The organism is Marinicella pacifica (assembly GCF_014636635.1).
Classification (GTDB): Bacteria; Pseudomonadota; Gammaproteobacteria; order Xanthomonadales; family Marinicellaceae; genus Marinicella; species Marinicella pacifica.
Window position 1 is genome coordinate 13,755 of sequence record NZ_BMEO01000017.1, and the last position, 17,004, is coordinate 30,758.

Genomic DNA, 17,004 nt, shown 5'->3' on the forward strand with positions numbered 1-17,004 from the left:
TCATCAATGATAATCAGTAATTTCAACATGACAAGCCCCATCGTTCCATACAAAACAAATTCGAAATTGTCTGTTAATTCGAATACTGTATTGACCAACCCTATCACCGGATAGCTTTTCCAGCCGGTTACCAGGTGGACTCCGTAAATCTTTTAACTCGACCGCCGCAGACAACATCCGCAATTTTCTTCTGGCAACTGATTCAAAGTTAACAAAATCAGCCACCCGATGACCTTCTGCAAGTTTTTGGGTTCTTTTACAACGAAAAGACTTAATCATAATACAACTAATCATATATCGATAAGCGATAAATTGCAAACTTTAATAACTATTTTATCCTGTACAACAATCCTCTTTTGTTTTATTGTTATCGGTCTGATTCGAGACAAACACAAAACAAAGCCATGAGTAAAGTAAGCCTGATTAAACCGGCCATGTCCCACCGTGAAATGCCTTATTATGAGGCCAAAATCCCCGCGGGGTTTGCCTCGCCGGCCACCGAATACCTGGGTGACACCCTGGATCTCAATGATTATTTAATCGCCAATAACACCGCCACTTTTTTTGCCAAGGTGGAAGGTGATTCGATGATTGGCGCAGGGATTTTTGAAGGTGATTTGATTGTGATTGACCGATCATTAACCCCCAAACACAATAACATTGTGGTGGCGGTGATTGATAATGACTTTACCGTGAAGCGCTTATGGCTCAAAGACAAGATTGAGTTGCGGCCCGAGAATCCCGACTACCAGCCCATCACCTTAAGCGGCGAAGTGGATATGCGCATTTGGGGCGTGGTCACCGCGGTGGTTCGCAAATTTTGATAATTCGGTGATTACAATAAAGTCATGATTGCACTCTGTGATGTTAATAATTTCTATGTCTCCTGCGAACGGGTGTTTAATCCGGCGCTGGAGAATCGACCGGTTATTGTGTTGTCGAACAACGACGGCTGTGCTGTGGCTCGCTCCAATGAAGTAAAAAACCTGGGCATTAAAATGGGTGCGCCCTTGCACCAAATTCAGGATTTGGTTAAGCAACATAATATCGCGGTATTTTCCTCCAACTATGTACTGTATGGCGATATGTCACAGCGGGTCGCTGATATCGTGGAACAATACAGTGACCAAACCGAAATTTACAGTATTGATGAATTATTTATTAAATTTCAGGGTTTTGAGCACCTTAACCTGACCCGGCATTGCCAAAAAATGGTGAAACAGATTCACCAATGGCTGGGCTTACCGGTGTGCGTTGGCCTGGCGCCATCAAAGACCCTGGCTAAGGTGGCCAACCATTACGCCAAAAAACTCAATATCGATGGCCGTGTCCTCAACCTGTCTCATGAGTATTACATCAAGCAAGCCCTGGAACACCTGCCGGTCAATGAAATATGGGGTATCGGTCGGCGGCTGTCTGAACAACTGCGTCAGATGGGTATTCACACCGCCTTAGAACTCAGAAATGCGGACATTAAAACCATGCGCAAACGCTTTTCGGTGGTGATGGAGCGCACCATTTTAGAACTGCGTGGTGTTTCCTGTATTGATTTTGACGCCGATCCAGAGAAGAAAAAACAGCTGATTTGCACCCGCTCTTTTGGTCAAAAGTCTTCTGATTTCGATCTCATCAAACAAGCCGTGGCCTATCATGTTACCCGCGCCTGTGTCAGTCTGCGGCAGCAAGAATCGCTGGCACAATGTTTAACCGTGTTTATTAAAACCAATCCCTTTTGTCAAAACGACCGGCAATATTCAAAATCCATCACCATTCAACTGCCCCAGGCCAGTGATTTCACCGGCCACTTTTTAGCTGCCGCCACCCATGCCCTGAAAAAAATATACAAACCGGGCTACCTGTATAAAAAAGCCGGTATTATGCTCACCAACTTATCAGACAAAGGCGCAGTGCAAACCAGTTTATTCTGCCCGGACATCAGCAGCCCGAAGAACAGTCAGCTGATGGCCGCGCTGGACGACATCAACGAACGCTTTGGCAAAGGTACCTTAAGAAGCGGCCGCGAGGGCTTCGGCCAGCAATGGGCCATGAAATCAGAACGCAAATCCAGGGCTTTTACCACCCGCTGGGATAATCTGCTGAATATTCGCTGATTCAGCTGCCTGAATCCTTGGCAGGCTCAGTATCCTTTTTGTCGACTTTGGGTTTGAGCTTACCATTAATCTCATTTAAGGCCCCGTTCAGCTTATCCATCAACTGTTCTTTTTTGGCCGGATCAACGTACTTGGATTCAAAGGCATCCTGGGTTTTTTGCAATAAATCATGGAATTTCTTGTCCTGATACTCCAGTGGCGGATAAATATCCTTGTCCGCTTCATCAAACAAACCAATCCATTTCTCAGATAAACGGCCATAACTCAGCACACGGTACAGGTAGCGTCCGGGATTTTTCTGATGGCGAATCAAACCCCAGACACCGGCCACCAGACACACCGGTAGCAGTAACAAATCACGGAAACCATCCACAATGAGTTTTAATTGTAACACCACGGTGTCATGAATCACTTCATTGCGTTGGTGGCTGGATGCGGTTTTTGGTTTACTTTGATCAGAGTTGACCTGCTCAGATTTGATGTGTTCAGTCATAAAATATCACCTGCATGGAACTCAATCATTATAAACCCAAAGTGTTTAAGCTGCATGCGACAAAAGTCATTGATTTCCATCAGTTAAATAGACAGGAAGCGGTCTTTTAAGGTCTTTAAATCGTCAATAATCGCTTGTTGCTCTGTTTTTAAAGGCGCCTGAAGCTGTTCGTCAACCAGCATAATGGGGTTGCTGACCGTGGTATGAGCGGCTGGTATAGTCTGGTTGTCATTAAGTGTGGTTACCAGACCCGTGACTAAAACAATGCCAGCGGCCATGCCCCAGAGCCAGCGATGTGAAGTTGTGTGTTTCGCACTTTGTTCCCATAGCGGTTGAATAAGTTCGGCTTCGGTCAGGCGCTGTGCAGCCAGTTTATCCAGCTCAGCACCATCTTTCTTAAGTCGATTAATCAGTTTATCTGTCATAGCTCCTCCAGCAGCCGGGACAAGGCCGGTACCTGCCTTAATTTCATTTTACTGCGATACAGATTGGTTTTCACCCAGGATTCTGATTTTTTTAAAATATCGGCGACTTGCTTGATGGGTTTATCCTCTTTGTAATGAAACCACAGGGCATCATAACAATCCGCTGATACATATTTTTTAATCAACCGCCAAAAATTATTGTGATCCAGTGAATGTAATTCATTTGTGTCATCACTTGCCAGCTCAACATCTTCTATGGCCACATAATAACGTTTATGACGTGATACCAGTAAACGCCGGGCAATGGTATACAACCAGGTACTGAATGCCCATTTAGGTTGATAACTTTTAATATACTGAAAAGCGTTCATAAAGGTCTCCTGCAACACATCATCCGCATCTTCAGGGTGATGGCATCGCGCCAGTAAATAACTGTACAGCCGAACCTGATAACGCGTCACCAGTTGCGTGAAACAACTGGTGACGCCCTTTTGGGCTTGTTTAATCAGTTCAGCCTCCTGCACGGCTTAATCAACCATAGCCTCAATGGCCACATCGAAAGGAATCGAGGTTGACAATATCAGGTTTTGACCTTTTTTAACGACCTTTAATGTTTGCATCATGGTCATCCAGGCTTCTGACTGGTCTGATTGTGTTGACAGGGCATTCATGGCCACCAGACCATTAATGACTTGCTGGACTTGCTGGGCCGTGGCTTCATCGCGGGTCACCAGCGCTGCCTCAACGGCTAAACTAGATCCCTGGTCAGTCATACTGGCGGATAAGTGATTGATTTTCTGAAACACGGTGGACTTAAATCCGCCGTTATTTTTGGATAAGTCAGCACCCATATGCGCCATCGCCGCATCCACATTCACCAACAAGGTAAGCATACCCGTTGGAATAACATCGGATTCAGCATAACGCCCGTTAATCCAGTTTTTCACTTCAGCCAAATCAAAACCAACCACCATCATCTGACCGTTTAAGATGCTGGCATAAATGGACACTTCATCGTCCTCATTGGACTGAATGTGTTCAATTGTTGTGCCTTTATAATCCAGAGAACTATCCACCGTTAACTCATCACCCGAATCAGCCAGAAGGTTCAACTTAGCGATATAATCTGAAACGGAAAAGTGATTAAACTGACCGCGAATAACAGCGGTCACATCATCGTCCTGATTGGTTTGTCCGTATAAGGTGATTTGTGTCAACGTATCAGGGAACAAAGCCGAAAATTTTAACGACTTATTAGCGGCTTTATTTTTGACTAAATGGGGCATAAAGCGGTCTTTAATTTTCGCGATATCCGCACTCAGATACCAATTGGCCTGATCGAAATTCGTCGCCTGGACTGAACTGGCCACTAAAAACGCCAGCACGATACATAATTTTTTCATTACAAACTCCTGATTTATTTTCAATTAAATGCCATGTCAGGAAAGCGCAAATAATCTATCTGCACCGTCACTTTATCCATGATTTGATCTCTTATAGGGCGAATAAACTTAAAAGGTTACATATTTATTTTAATTTTATGTGACCACTTATACAGGTGCCGGAAGTCTCTTTTTCATATGTGCAAAGATTTGACAATTATTTAAACTTATCGAACAATACTTAACGACCCTAATCAAAACAATGAACGTGTACCTATGAATCAATTACCCGCAGACCAACGTCCCATGGTGGCGCCTTGTCGTCAAATACCGGTTAATGCACCATTTCGGTGGATAAAACTGGGGTTTTCAGACTTTAAGCAAGTACCACTATTAAGTGTGTTGTATGGTCTGGTGATGATGATTATCAGTGTGGTGATTACCTATATCGCTTATCAGGCACACTCCATTGTGCTGGCCATTGCCTTAACCGCCGGGTTTTTCTTTATTGGTCCGATTATTGGCATTGGTTTATATTCTCTCAGCCGGCAGTTAAATAATAATGTCCCACCAGAGCTGTTTCGATGTCTTCGTGAGAGCCGTAAGAACTTCAGCAATGCCATGGTGCTGTCACTGATTTTCCTGATTGTGTTTTTAGTCTGGGCACGAGCCGCCAGTATGGTGCACATCTTTTTCCCGTCCATGAGCAGTTTGGATATTCAGGGCTGGATTAAATTTTTAAGCATTGGCACTGCGGTGGGTGCGGTCTTTTCGGTGGTTATTTTTTGTATGGGGGCTTTTTCTATTCCCATGATTATGGATCGCAATGTTGATACCGTGACCGCGGTGATTACTTCAATTAATGCGGTGTTAAAAAATAAGCTCACCATGCTGGTTTGGGGCGCGTTGATTGTTAGTTTAACGCTCATTGGCATCGCCACTTTTTACCTGGGCTTTATTATTCTACTACCGGTGATTGGCCATGCCACCTGGCATGCCTATAAAGACACCATCGATGCCGACGCCTGGGAATTGGGACCGGGTTTAAACAAACAACCTATTGAACAGACACCCGCGAAAAGACTGAGTTAAATAACAATGCACTTACAAACGAACCTTATGTCATTGTTTATAAACATATTTTTATCATTTGATTTACGTTTTTTTAAGGCCTGTTTGCTATAATAATCTACAAATCATGATTCAACGTCATGACATTTCGAGCGGCGTGTAAGCGCTTTTATTTACCAATAAATTCAGGAGGAAATTATGAGTAACAGAACACTACTATCAGCCACTTCGTTAGAAGGTACAGATGTAAAAAACTTTCAGGATCAGAGTCTGGGTGATGTCAAAGATTTGATGATTGACACCAACACAGGTAAAGTTCGCTATGCTGTGATGGACTTTGGCGGCTTTTTAGGCATTGGCAATAAGCTCTTCGCCGTACCGATGGAAGCCATGAAAGTTGACACTGACAATGAATGCTTAAAACTGGATGCTGACAAAGAAAAATTAGTAAATGCAGAAGGTTTTGATAAAGACAACTGGCCGAACTTTGCCGATACGCAATGGCAACAGCGCATTGATCAATATTACCAAATCTAATTGATTAACCCATAAACTAAAAAAACCAAGGTTTTGCGACCTTGGTTTTTTAGTGGTTATTTAATCATTCTTCCCTGAAAAAGTCCTGGACTTAGTCAGGTTCGACTAATTATCAAAGCCGTCTTTAAAGATGACATCATCAATCACAGTAACCTGTACACCGCTGGAACAATCGTTACTTGAACCACCATCAAAACCATACGTGTCACTAAAACAGGCGCCCACCCAAAATGTACCCGCAGAGTCCAGTGAAACATTTCTATAAACGGTCCTAATTACACCTTTATCTAAAATACCTCCATAATAGGTTGTTAGTGGTGTATCAGATGAAGAAATGAATGAATTAGTTGACCTATAATAGGTTATGTTGGTGGCTATGCTGGAGACATCGCCTAAGTTTCTAAGACTTATTCCTGCTGAAATGGTTTCATTGACATAGGGCGAAGCATTACTCACACTTGGATTATAGACCTGAATATCATAACGATCTCCATACTCAATGTCATTTTGAAATAAACTATTGAGCGCCAAATCTGAATTACCATCGCTCAGCCATGAGGCCCACCAAGATACAAAGGAATTGTTGGTATCAGTCTCCAGGATATTATAAATTTTATCCCTATTAAATGTCTCAATATCAAAAGCATCAGATGCACTGTCATAAATATCCCAAACAGCCCCGATAACATGCCCTTCCACCTCATCTGAATCAGTCCCACAATCCCAACTGGAACCACAATTATCATAACTTGGCTCAGTTTCAAAATAAGTGCAGTTTGTGGTTGATGGTGGGTAGCATTTTTTGGGGTCGTCATTGACCAATGTTAGAAATATACTTGCCCACCCTTCAGTCCAGGCGCATTGAGGACCACTGACTCGATTAATATAATGAGGACTTGGACAGTCAGATCCTGCCGGAAAAGTACCCGCGTTATACATCACATTGTGGCCTAACTCATGTAGAATAGTATGGTTAGTACCATCACCCACATCTGATTTAAAGTGAATATTTCCGCCACGATGGTAATGGTTGCCATGTGTACTGTCATCAGCCCATTCTGCGGTAAACGGCCCTCTAATGGTTGTGTTTTGAACTAAATGTGTTTGAGCATCTGCCATATCTTGATAAATCCATAAAGCCCTTAAATTATTAGTCAAACTATATCCTGAAGAATAGGTCCCAATATTCTGATTACCATTTGGGGTTGTAAATTCTTGTGTGCGTCGGTAATAAAATTGATCGTATGTACCAGTATCCGCAGCTGCATTATCAACACAGGTATCAAAATCACACACGCCGTAACCCTCGTCGCCAGTCACATAGCGTACTGAATAAACCCTCACACGCATACCATCTGCTCCAGGATTACTGACCGAAGGGAAGGTAAAGTACCCATTATTATCAGCATAAGTCCAAGCCAGATGGTCGCCGGTCGTTGAATTAACCAAACGCATTAATGCGCGATTAAAACCTTCATAAGCCGTATCCTCTCTATTTCGGAATCGATATCGACCACTGATGGTCACCGATCCACCACGAATTCCTTCCATTTGTCCACTGTCTGTAAAATATTCACTGGCAAGTATTTTTTTTTCTGCATAATTTAAATCTGCATCAGCGGCTGGTACCGTCACATAACCTTCGGCGTCAATGGCCAAATCCGGTCTTTCTGATGGCGTCATGGGATCTGAATCATCTACATCCATATTAAGCGAATTGCTCCACCCCATTTGATTTTTACGCTTATCGTCACTCACTGTGAAAAACAGGTATTCATAGCGATCTTTGGGTTTACCATTGAGCGTAACACCTTCAACATAAACGGTAATTTTATATTGCCCGGGTTCTTGTACAATAAAACTGAACTGATTGCTGATGGGACTTTTAGCATATAAAGTTGACACGCTGCTGGTCTGTAATTTTTGAGCCAATTGAATGCCATCGGGAAGTTTCAATTTAATTTGAACTTGCTCGAGACGCTCATGACGGCTACTGACAGACATATTCACAGATGTTAAGCGACCTAATTCAGGTGGGCTTTCTAATTCCATGTCAATATTTAATTCGTAGCCCAACTCAGGTGTATGAGGTCTGGACTCATCCCCACCCGCTAAGGACAAAGAAGAAAACAAAACAGACCAAACAATCACCGAAGTGAAAACTAATTTATATATTTTACATATCTGAATATTCATAATGTACCTCCTCAGGGAGACCCATGTACGAATTTAAAACTAATCAGTAAAAGTCTTTATCACAACAAAATAGACTAATTTTTTTGCTTATTTATACACAGATTTCCATTAAAAATTGACTTTCGAATATTAATATACAGCTATTTATTTAAAAACCCTATTTTTTATTGTGATTTAATATGTATTTTGTGACGTGGTTCACAGTTTTATATATTTTATTATGTTTATAAGTTTTTTTGTATTAATAAAACTCAGTTAGACTCTATTCATTGTTGTTGTGAATGATATCTACAAATTGAATTTTTGACAGTCAAAATAAAAAAACCAAGGTATTGCGACCTTGGTTTTGAATGTTCGGTTTTTATGGATTTTAAGATTGAGACTGCAAAAACTGCAATATACTGGAAAAGTCAAGGCCACTGCCGCCTTGGTTTTGGTGCAGTTGGTATAGTTGTGCTGATAATGCCCCCAACGGTGTCGCTGCTTTAGACTGCGCAGCCAGTTTTTGCGCCAGTCCTAAGTCTTTGTTCATCAATTCCACCATAAAACCACCCTGATAATCTCGACTGGCTGGAACATTTGGCATCACGCCGGGATAGGGATTATAGACCTGTAAACTCCAGTTATTACCGGAACTGGCTTTCATAATTTCGGACATGACTTCAGGATCCAGGCCTTGAGAAACCCCCATATTCAGCGCCTCTGAAGTACCAATCATATGTATCGCCAGCAGCATGTTGTTACAAATCTTGGCGACTTGACCGGCGCCAGCTTCACCGGCATGGAAAATGTTTTTGCCCATGGCCGATAAAATTGGTTTGGCAGCTTGATAATCTTTATCGTCACCACCGCAAATAAAAGTTAATGTGCCGGCTTCAGCAGCAGCCGTGCCACCGGACACCGGTGCATCTATCATACCGACACCGTGTTGATGCGCTGCCGTAATAACTTCACGGGCATCTTCGGCAGCAATGGTGGAGCAATCAATCAGTAATGCGTCTTTTTGAACGCACCGAATTAAACCATCATCACCTAAATACACGGATTTAACAATCTCACCACTGGGTAACATGGTGATGACCACGTCAGCCTTTTTTGCCGCGGCCTGAGCGGTTTCAGCAGACTGCGCACCCTGATCAGTCAGTACCTTCACCGCATCCTGATTGAGATCGAAAACCGTGACTTTGAAATTATTTTTTAGCAGATTACGCGCCATGGGACCACCCATGTTGCCAAGACCAATAAATGCGATGTGGGATGTCATTGCGGTACCTTTAGTGTTGGGTTTGTTGGAAAAACTCATCGACCATGGCCGGTGTAATTTCAGCCACTGAACCGACACTCCATTGCGGTTTATTATCCTTTTCAATCAACAGCGCCCGGATGCCTTCTGCCAAATCAGGATGCAATACACATTGCGTCGACATAATCAGCTCCATGGCAAAGACTTCTGATAAACTCATGTATTTGGCGCGTTTGATTTGTTCCCGCACTAAATACAGGGTCATCGGACAACCGCGCAACAAGGATTTGGTTGCTTTAAATAGCCAGCCGTCTTCTTCAGACAGCTGCTCAAAACCCGCCACCAGTTGTGACATGTCTGTTGGCGCCATTAAATCGTTAATGCGATCGAGATGACTGTAGAGCGTGCTGTCCTGTTGCCCCGTGTCGCTGTGATGCCGTTGAATGGCTTCTGTGATGGCCTCATGACTACCGTCTGTTTCACTGATGACCTGGCGCAGTTGTTCATAATCACCTGAAGTTACGGCGAAGTCTGCCAGTTTCACAAACAAGGCATCGGCGGCGTTCATGCGTGCACCGGTCATACCCAAAAACTCACCACAGGCGCCGGGCATGCGATTCAGGAACCATGAAGCGCCCACGTCCGGGTACAAACCAATGGTCACTTCCGGCATTGCCAGCATCGAACGTTCAGTGACTATCCGATGTGAGGCCCCGGCCATTACACCGATACCGCCACCCATAACAATCCCATCACCCCATACGATCACTGGTTTTGGGTAGGTGTGAATGGTTTGGTCCATGCGATACTCTTTGGCGAAGAATTCTGTGGCTTTTTCGGGGATTTCACCGGCCGGTGTGGCTTTCATCGAATGATATAAACTCACCACATCACCACCGGCACAAAACGCTTTGTCGCCACTGCCTTCAATCCAGACGGCTTTGACCGCATCATCGTTTCGCCATTGATCCAGGGCCCTTTGCATGCCTTCAATCATCGCCGTGGACAAGGCATTTAAGGCTTTGGGTTTATCAAGCACAATTTGACCAATCTTTCCAAATCCTGTATCGATTTCTGAAACCTGTAAATCCTGATATTGTACTGACATTATTTTATCACCTCTAAAGCGCCCTCTTTCAGGGCTTTGCGGGAAATAATCAAACGCATAATTTCGTTGGTGCCTTCTAAAATGCGGTGCACCCGGGTGTCACGCACAAAGCGTTCTAATGGGTATTCCTTGATATAGCCATAACCACCATGCAACTGCAGCGCTTCATCACAAATCTGAAAGCAGACATCGGTGGCAAAGCGTTTGGCCATGGCACAATAGACGGTGGCTTGCGGATCTTTTTTATCCAGTTTATAGGCGGCCAATCGCACCATTTGGCGCGCAGCAATCAGTTCGGTCAGCATATCGGCGAACTTAAACTGTAAAGCCTGAAACGAGGCCAGATTCTGACCAAATTGTTTACGTTCAAACATATACGCTTGCGCCGTTTCCAGCGCCATTTGTGCCGTGCCCAAAGAACACGAGGCAATATTAATGCGGCCGCCGTCTAAGCCCTGCATGGCGAACGTAAAGCCTTCACCTTCTTGACCGATTAAATAATCGGCCGGAATCTGAACATCGGTGAAAGTGATTAAACGCGTGGGTTGAGAATTCCAGCCCATTTTGTCTTCTTTTTTACCGTAATCAATGCCATCACTGTCTGCCGGTATCATAAAGCAAGAAATACCGCGCGGGCCTTCTTCACCGGTGCGTGCCATAACAATCAACACATCAGTCGATCCGGCACCGGAGATAAAGGTTTTACTGCCGTTCAGCACATAGCCCTGACCATTCTTGACGGCCGTGGTTTTTAAGTTACCGGCATCTGAGCCATGACCCGGTTCTGTCAGACAATAGGAAGCCAGCTTTTCACCGGACATCATGGCCTGACCCCATTCTTCGGCCAGGGTTTTTGAACCGTAGCTGGTCAGCATCCAGGCACACATATTATGAATGGTGATATAGGCCGTCGTTGAAGTGCAGTATTTACTCATCTCCTCAAAAATCAACGAGGCATCCAGACGACTTAAACCCAAACCACCGAATTCTTCCGGCGAATAAATCCCCAAAAAACCAAATTCAGCCGATTGTTTAATCACATCCACCGGGAAATGGGCTTCTTCATCCCAGCGCGCTGCATGGGGCGCCAGTTCACTTTGCCCAAATTCTTTGACCGCGTCCACAAAGGCTTGCTGGTCTTCATTTAATTCAAAATCCATGGGCAAAGTCCTTATAAGTTTATGGTGGCATTTGGCGCGGCATCATCAGGAATGTCATCCTCGAACCAACGGGCCGTGACGGTTTTAGTTTCGGTGTAAAAACGCACGGCTTGTTTACCGTAAGCATGCTGGTCACCATAAAATGATTTGCGCCAGCCGGTGAATGAGAAAAACGGCAAAGGCACCGGAATGGGGATATTGATGCCCACCTGACCGACTTTTATTTCATGTTGAAATTTACGGGCCGCAGCACCTGAGGAGGTAAAGATGGAGGTACCGTTGCCATACGGGTTATCATTAATCATCTCAATGGCTTCTTCCAATGTATCCGCTGAGATAACACAAAGTACTGGTCCAAAAATCTCTGTTTTATAAATCTCCATATCGGTGGTCACGTCAGTAAATAAGGTGGGTCCAATCCAGTTACCGTTTGGATAACCGTCCACTTCTAAACCACGACCATCTAACAGTAAGTTCGCGCCCTCTTTCTCACCCTGAGCAATTAACGCTTCTACTTTTTGTTTCGCCTGCGGTGAAATCAAAGGACCGTAAAATGATTCAGGTTTTTTCCAGTGACCCGGTTTCATTTCGGCCATTTTGCCTTTAATCTCATCGATCCAGTTTTGCGCCTCACCCACTAAAACCGCCACAGAAATCGCCATACACCGTTGTCCGGCGGCACCACAAGCAGCACCGGCAATATTATTAATCACCTGATTTTTATTGGCATCAGGCATCACCACCATGTGGTTTTTAGCACCGGCGAACGCCTGTACACGCTTCAGGTTATCCGTGCCGGTTTTATAAATATGTTCACCCACGGGCACTGAACCCACAAATGAAATCGCTTCGATGTCCTCATGGTTTAATATCTGATTCACCTGGTCTTTACCACCATGAATCACTTGTAAAACATCTTTCGGAAAACCGGCTTCATAGAATAACTCGGCCAACCGCATCGGTGTATTAGGATCTTGCTCGGAAGGCTTTAATACAAAAGTATTACCGCAGACCACCGCCATCGGAAACATCCACAACGGAATCATCGCCGGGAAATTAAAAGGTGTAATGCCGGCACAAACGCCCAATGGCTGAATCATGCTATAGGTATCAACACCATTGGCGACATTCTCCACCGTTTCACCCATCATCAGTGACGGCATATTGGCCGCATGTTCCGCCACTTCAATGCCCCGCCAGACATCGCCTTTGGCATCTTCAAAGTTCTTACCAGTTTCTTCCGCTAAGATTTCAGCAATTTCATCGTGATGTTTTTTGAGCAAATGCTGATACGTCAGCATCATCCGTGCCCGCTTAGTCACCGGCACATTTTTCCAAGTTTCAAAAGCCTTCTTAGCGGAAGCCACAGCCCGATTAACCTCTTCAGTAGTTGCATTCGGTGCCTCACAGATAACTTCCTGGGTGGCCGGATCCGTTACCGGAATCCATTGGGTGCACTGACTGGTGACTTCCTCACCATCGATAAACATGGAAACTTTGCGTGTCATTGATAATACCTTTTAATTGTTGGTTAAAGATTTGTATTGCTCTTTAACTAATAACTGATATCTCGAGATTTTGATATCATAACTATTAATTAAAATTGTCGACCAGACTAATGAAATTAATTTTTTGAAACACAATACAACAATATAACGGGCAAGAATAATCCCACCGTTCTCAGACGCTAAATTATACCAATGATTATTGTTTTTTTCAGCTTAAAGCCATGAAGTAACGATTTCATGGCTTTATATTTGACAAGATTAATTAGAATTAATGAAGTTTAAGCGTATAACCTGTGTTAATTCCATATGCATTACGATCTGATTCAACCTTAATGGCATATACAGCCCCATTGGTAGAATGGACATTAACCAAACTGTCTCCACCATTGGTGTCTTGCCCCACATATTGATGGGTTATGTTGGTAAAAACACCACCACCCAAGTCATCAAAGGAAAGCCATTTATACACCGTCATCTTGGTTCCACCATATTTCCCTGTGGCATTGGCTTCTGAACCGCCCCGGGTTTGTCGGAGACTCAATAGTTTGAGAGAATAAGTCTATGAATAAACAAATCCGATATGCCCCCGAGGTGAAAGAGCGAGCCGTTCGGTTGGTTTTACAAACCGAACATGAACACAATTCCAGGTGGTCGACCATCAAGTCTATTGCTGCCAAGATTGGTTGTACACCTGAGACCCTGAGAAGCTGGGTTAATCGACTTGAAATTGATCAGGGTGACAAGCCCGGTACCACCACAACCCAAACTATGAAAATCAAAGATTTGGAGCGTGAGAACCGTGAGTTAAAACGTGCCAATGAAATTTTGCGTAAGGCGGCGGCTTTTTTCGCCCAGGCGGAGCTCGACCGCAAACGCAAGTGATGGTTGATTTTATTGATCAAGAAAAGGGATTGTATGGTGTCGAGCCAATCTGCGAGGTATTGCCGATTGCACCATCAACCTATTATCGCCACAAGCAACTCATTATAAACCCTCAGTTGCGTTCTGCCAGAAGTAAACAAGATGATATCCTGATGGAGCAAATCAACCGAGTATGGCAAGAAAATCGCTGTGTTTATGGTGTTCGTAAGGTTTGGAAACAATTGCTCAGAGAGGGTATCACAGTGGCTCGTTGTACAGTTGCCAGATTGATGAAAGTCCTTGGTATCAAAGGCGTCATCAGGGGAAAAGCCTGTAAAACCACCATCAGTTCTGATCTGGATGCCAAACCACTTGATTTGGTTAACAGATCATTTGCTGCCAGCAAGCCCAATGATCTGTGGGTGGCTGATATCACCTATGTATGGACACGCTCTGGCTATGTGTTTGTGGCTTTTGTGGTTGATGTCTTTGCCCGTATGATTGTTGGCTGGCGTGTGCTGAAAACAATGGACACATCACTGGTGCTTGATGCTTTGGAACAAGCGCTGTGGGCCAGAGGCAGGCATGATGATTTGGTTCATCACTCTGATCGTGGCAGCCAGTATCTCTCAATCGCCTATACTGAGCGTTTAATTGAAGCTGGTATTGAGGCCTCAGTTGGCTCAGTGGGTGATTCATATGATAATGCTTTGGCCGAAACCATTAATGGTCTTTACAAAACAGAACTGATTTACCATGAAGGGCCTTACAATACTTTGGAGGAAGTAGAGATAGCCACTTTGGGATGGGTCAACTGGTTTAATAATCACCGATTACTATCATCAATTGGCGATATACCACCAGTTGAAAAAGAAATGATGTATTATGCATCACAGGGTGAGTCTGCCAATGCGGCATGACTCAAATAAAAACTCTCCGATAAACCCGGGGTGGTTCAGTTGTGAGTTTGAAACTGACCTTGACTTCACATTTTGATGGTCAATACACTTCCCAAAATGTCATTGGCGATATGTTGGGCACCGATCAGAAAGATCAATATATTGTGATTGGTTGTCATTTGGACTCATGGGATTTAGGCACCGGTGCGATTGATGATGCCTCCGGCTGTGGGTTGACCATGGCTGCGGCCAAATTAATTCGTGATCATCTGGGACCATTGAAAAAAACCATTCGAGTGGTACTTTGGGCGAACGAAGAATATGGCTTATCAGGAGCAACTGCCTATCATGAAGCGCACAAGCATGAAATGAATCGTCATATTTTAGGTGGTGAGTCAGATTTTGGTGCCGGAAGGATATATGGCTTGGGTACACGAGTGGGTGAACATGCTTTGCCTGTTATTCAACAAATTTCCAGCATGCTCGAACCACTGGGTATCGAATACCAGAACAACACAAGTTCCTCAGGAGCCGATTTGATTCCTATGAGAAAAGCCGGTATGGCGGTCTTTAGCCTTAAACAGGATGGAACAAAGTATTTTGACTATCATCATACCGCCAATGACACTTTGGATAAAATTGACCGTGATGAATTGGCGCAAAATCTGGCCGCCTGGATTGTTGTCACAGCAATGGCTGCAAACACCGAACAGGATTTTGGCTTTTCTCTGACTGATTGATTGCCACCCTTTGCCATTAAAAAAGGCCTGAAAATCAGGCCTTTTTAAGATACTCAAACTTCAGATCACTTGATCAAGTGAATCTGCGTCTGGCAAACCAAACCAATGTCAGCATCAATAACAATATTGAATAAAACCTTAAAGTTGGCACAGAAACCGGCTCCTGTGGAGGTGCTCCTGTCACAATAACAGTTTCCGTATCTGTATCCGGATCAGGACCTGTTTCAGTCGCATTACCTTCTGCAACGTTGATAATTTGACCATTATTGACATCTTGTGGTGTAACCACATAGGTACCAACCAAAGTACACGATTCACCGACCAACAACACCGGACAGGTGGTCATTCCCGGATTAATCATGTTATCGGTTACCGTAACCTGAGTCAAAGTCACATCACCAGTGTTGGTAACAACAATGGTAAAAGTCAAAGTGTCACCTACAGTCACTGTACCTGAATTATCCTCATCTGCATTGTTGGTCAGTGATTTCACCGTTTCCAAAGCCGGATTCGAAGTAACAACAACGGTGTGATCATCATCAACCGGCGGCGTTTCATCAGAGTCACCTGTACCGGTGTTAATGATTTGACCATTATCCACATCTGCCTGTGTCACGGTATAAGTGCCTTGTAATTGACAGTTATCACCCGGAGCGACCGTTGTACAAGTTATGGTACTGGGGTTGATCAGGGTATCAGTCACTACCACATTATTCAGAGTCACGTTACCGTTGTTGGTTGCCACAATGGTATAGGTGAGAATATCCCCAACTGAAACCACGCTGTTACCGTCAACATCATCATGATTGGTCATTGATTTAACCACGGTTAAAGAAGGACCGCCCGCAACAATTGGTGTACTGGTCGAGTCATCATCAGTGACCGGATTGTTCGATGGATCCTGTGCTGTGGCGGATGCCGTGTTGTCAATCGTACCGCCGTTATCGACATCAGCCTGGGTAACTGTGTATGTATATGAGTTACACGTAGCTGTTGCACCAGGTGCCAATGTTGTCGGTGAACAACTCAAAACACCTCCGGTAGCCATCAGATCATTCACAACCAGATTGGTTAAGGTAACATTTCCAGTATTTTGTACTGAAACAGTAAACGTAATTTCATCACCCACATCTGCAATATTAGGCGTGCCATTATCAATGCTCAAAGTCGCAGTCTTTGTTACCACCAAGGCGGGATCTTGATTCACCGGTGTGTCAACCGTATCAGTCACTTCAGGTGTTTCATCAGAATCTGCTGTACCTGTGTTAGA

At 44.1% G+C, this 17,004-nt stretch carries 18 protein-coding genes and 1 other annotated feature; of the genes, 6 read left to right on the plus strand and 12 right to left on the minus strand.

Annotated features, from left to right (window positions below):
* Positions 1 to 3: 3 nt before the first annotated feature.
* A complete protein-coding gene (locus IEV16_RS12530) occupies positions 4 to 279 on the minus strand; it encodes a type II toxin-antitoxin system RelE/ParE family toxin (RefSeq protein ID WP_188366063.1) in 276 nt (91 codons plus the stop codon).
* Between the two features lie 125 nt (positions 280 to 404).
* Here IEV16_RS12530 and IEV16_RS12535 point away from each other — a divergent pair, with 125 nt between their 5' ends.
* Positions 405 to 824: a LexA family protein gene (locus tag IEV16_RS12535; protein ID WP_188366064.1), complete on the plus strand. Its 420-nt coding sequence runs from the start codon at positions 405 to 407 to the stop codon at positions 822 to 824.
* Positions 825 to 848: 24 nt separating this feature from the next.
* Entirely contained in the window at positions 849 to 2,111 is a 1,263-nt protein-coding gene (locus tag IEV16_RS12540; protein ID WP_188366065.1) for a Y-family DNA polymerase, read from the plus strand.
* A 1-nt stretch (position 2,112) separates the two neighbouring features.
* Here the strand turns inward: IEV16_RS12540 and IEV16_RS12545 are convergent, their stop codons facing one another.
* The 4 genes from IEV16_RS12545 to IEV16_RS12560 all read right to left on the minus strand — a co-directional run bounded on the left by IEV16_RS12545 (position 2,113) and on the right by IEV16_RS12560 (position 4,432).
* A complete protein-coding gene (locus IEV16_RS12545; protein ID WP_188366066.1) occupies positions 2,113 to 2,604 on the minus strand; it encodes a hypothetical protein in 492 nt (163 codons plus the stop codon).
* A gap of 83 nt (positions 2,605 to 2,687) precedes the next feature.
* Positions 2,688 to 3,029: a hypothetical protein gene (locus IEV16_RS12550; RefSeq protein ID WP_188366067.1), complete on the minus strand. Its 342-nt coding sequence runs from the start codon at positions 3,027 to 3,029 to the stop codon at positions 2,688 to 2,690.
* Positions 3,026 to 3,553: an RNA polymerase sigma factor gene (locus IEV16_RS12555; RefSeq protein ID WP_188366068.1), complete on the minus strand. Its 528-nt coding sequence runs from the start codon at positions 3,551 to 3,553 to the stop codon at positions 3,026 to 3,028. Before IEV16_RS12555 ends, IEV16_RS12550 begins: the two co-directional genes overlap by 4 nt.
* A gap of 3 nt (positions 3,554 to 3,556) precedes the next feature.
* Entirely contained in the window at positions 3,557 to 4,432 is an 876-nt protein-coding gene (locus IEV16_RS12560; RefSeq protein ID WP_188366069.1) for a hypothetical protein, read from the minus strand.
* Between the two features lie 255 nt (positions 4,433 to 4,687).
* On the opposite strand from IEV16_RS12560, the gene IEV16_RS12565 reads away from it, so the two are divergent.
* Together IEV16_RS12565 and IEV16_RS12570 are read left to right on the plus strand one after the other, a co-directional pair.
* Positions 4,688 to 5,503 carry a DUF2189 domain-containing protein gene (locus tag IEV16_RS12565; protein ID WP_188366070.1) on the plus strand — a complete coding sequence of 272 codons (816 nt, stop codon included), beginning with the start codon at positions 4,688 to 4,690 and terminating at the stop codon, positions 5,501 to 5,503.
* 177 nt (positions 5,504 to 5,680) lie between these two features.
* The gene (locus IEV16_RS12570) at positions 5,681 to 6,019 is read left to right on the plus strand and encodes a PRC-barrel domain-containing protein (protein ID WP_188366071.1); all 339 of its coding nucleotides are present in this window, start codon (positions 5,681 to 5,683) and stop codon (positions 6,017 to 6,019) included.
* A gap of 105 nt (positions 6,020 to 6,124) precedes the next feature.
* On the opposite strand, the gene IEV16_RS12575 is transcribed toward IEV16_RS12570, so the two are convergent.
* The 6 genes from IEV16_RS12575 to IEV16_RS12600 form a co-directional block, all read right to left on the minus strand.
* A complete protein-coding gene (locus IEV16_RS12575) occupies positions 6,125 to 8,215 on the minus strand; it encodes a hypothetical protein (protein WP_188366072.1) in 2,091 nt (696 codons plus the stop codon).
* 370 nt (positions 8,216 to 8,585) lie between these two features.
* Positions 8,586 to 9,479 (minus strand): 3-hydroxyisobutyrate dehydrogenase, encoded by an 894-nt coding sequence (gene mmsB / locus IEV16_RS12580; RefSeq protein ID WP_188366073.1) that lies wholly within the window; start codon positions 9,477 to 9,479, stop codon positions 8,586 to 8,588.
* Between the two features lie 10 nt (positions 9,480 to 9,489).
* The gene (locus tag IEV16_RS12585) at positions 9,490 to 10,566 is read right to left on the minus strand and encodes an enoyl-CoA hydratase/isomerase family protein (protein WP_188366074.1); all 1,077 of its coding nucleotides are present in this window, start codon (positions 10,564 to 10,566) and stop codon (positions 9,490 to 9,492) included.
* Positions 10,566 to 11,726 carry an acyl-CoA dehydrogenase family protein gene (locus tag IEV16_RS12590; RefSeq protein WP_188366075.1) on the minus strand — a complete coding sequence of 387 codons (1,161 nt, stop codon included), beginning with the start codon at positions 11,724 to 11,726 and terminating at the stop codon, positions 10,566 to 10,568. Before IEV16_RS12590 ends, IEV16_RS12585 begins: the two co-directional genes overlap by 1 nt.
* A gap of 11 nt (positions 11,727 to 11,737) precedes the next feature.
* Positions 11,738 to 13,234, minus strand: coding sequence for a CoA-acylating methylmalonate-semialdehyde dehydrogenase (locus tag IEV16_RS12595; protein ID WP_188366076.1), 1,497 nt, complete (start codon positions 13,232 to 13,234; stop codon positions 11,738 to 11,740).
* Positions 13,235 to 13,502: 268 nt separating this feature from the next.
* Positions 13,503 to 13,775, minus strand: a complete 273-nt coding sequence (locus IEV16_RS12600; RefSeq protein ID WP_188366077.1) for a hypothetical protein — start codon at positions 13,773 to 13,775, stop codon at positions 13,503 to 13,505.
* 20 nt (positions 13,776 to 13,795) lie between these two features.
* Here IEV16_RS12600 and IEV16_RS12605 point away from each other — a divergent pair.
* Both IEV16_RS12605 and IEV16_RS12610 read left to right on the plus strand, forming a co-directional pair.
* Positions 13,796 to 15,015 (plus strand): IS3 family transposase gene (locus IEV16_RS12605; RefSeq protein WP_188366078.1). Its coding sequence is split into 2 segments (ribosomal slippage): positions 13,796 to 14,084 and positions 14,084 to 15,015, totalling 1,221 coding nucleotides; the frame shifts between segments, so codons are not numbered across the junction.
* Positions 14,074 to 14,190 (plus strand) — a sequence feature (AL1L pseudoknot). Its footprint overlaps the gene before it by 117 nt.
* A 41-nt stretch (positions 15,016 to 15,056) precedes the next feature.
* Positions 15,057 to 15,734, plus strand: a complete 678-nt coding sequence (locus IEV16_RS12610; RefSeq protein WP_188366079.1) for a M28 family peptidase — start codon at positions 15,057 to 15,059, stop codon at positions 15,732 to 15,734.
* Between the two features lie 73 nt (positions 15,735 to 15,807).
* On the opposite strand, the gene IEV16_RS12615 is transcribed toward IEV16_RS12610, so the two are convergent.
* Positions 15,808 to 17,004, minus strand: a 1,197-nt coding sequence (locus IEV16_RS12615; protein ID WP_188366080.1) for a CLIPPER-2 domain-containing protein, incomplete at its 5' end; no start/stop codon positions are given.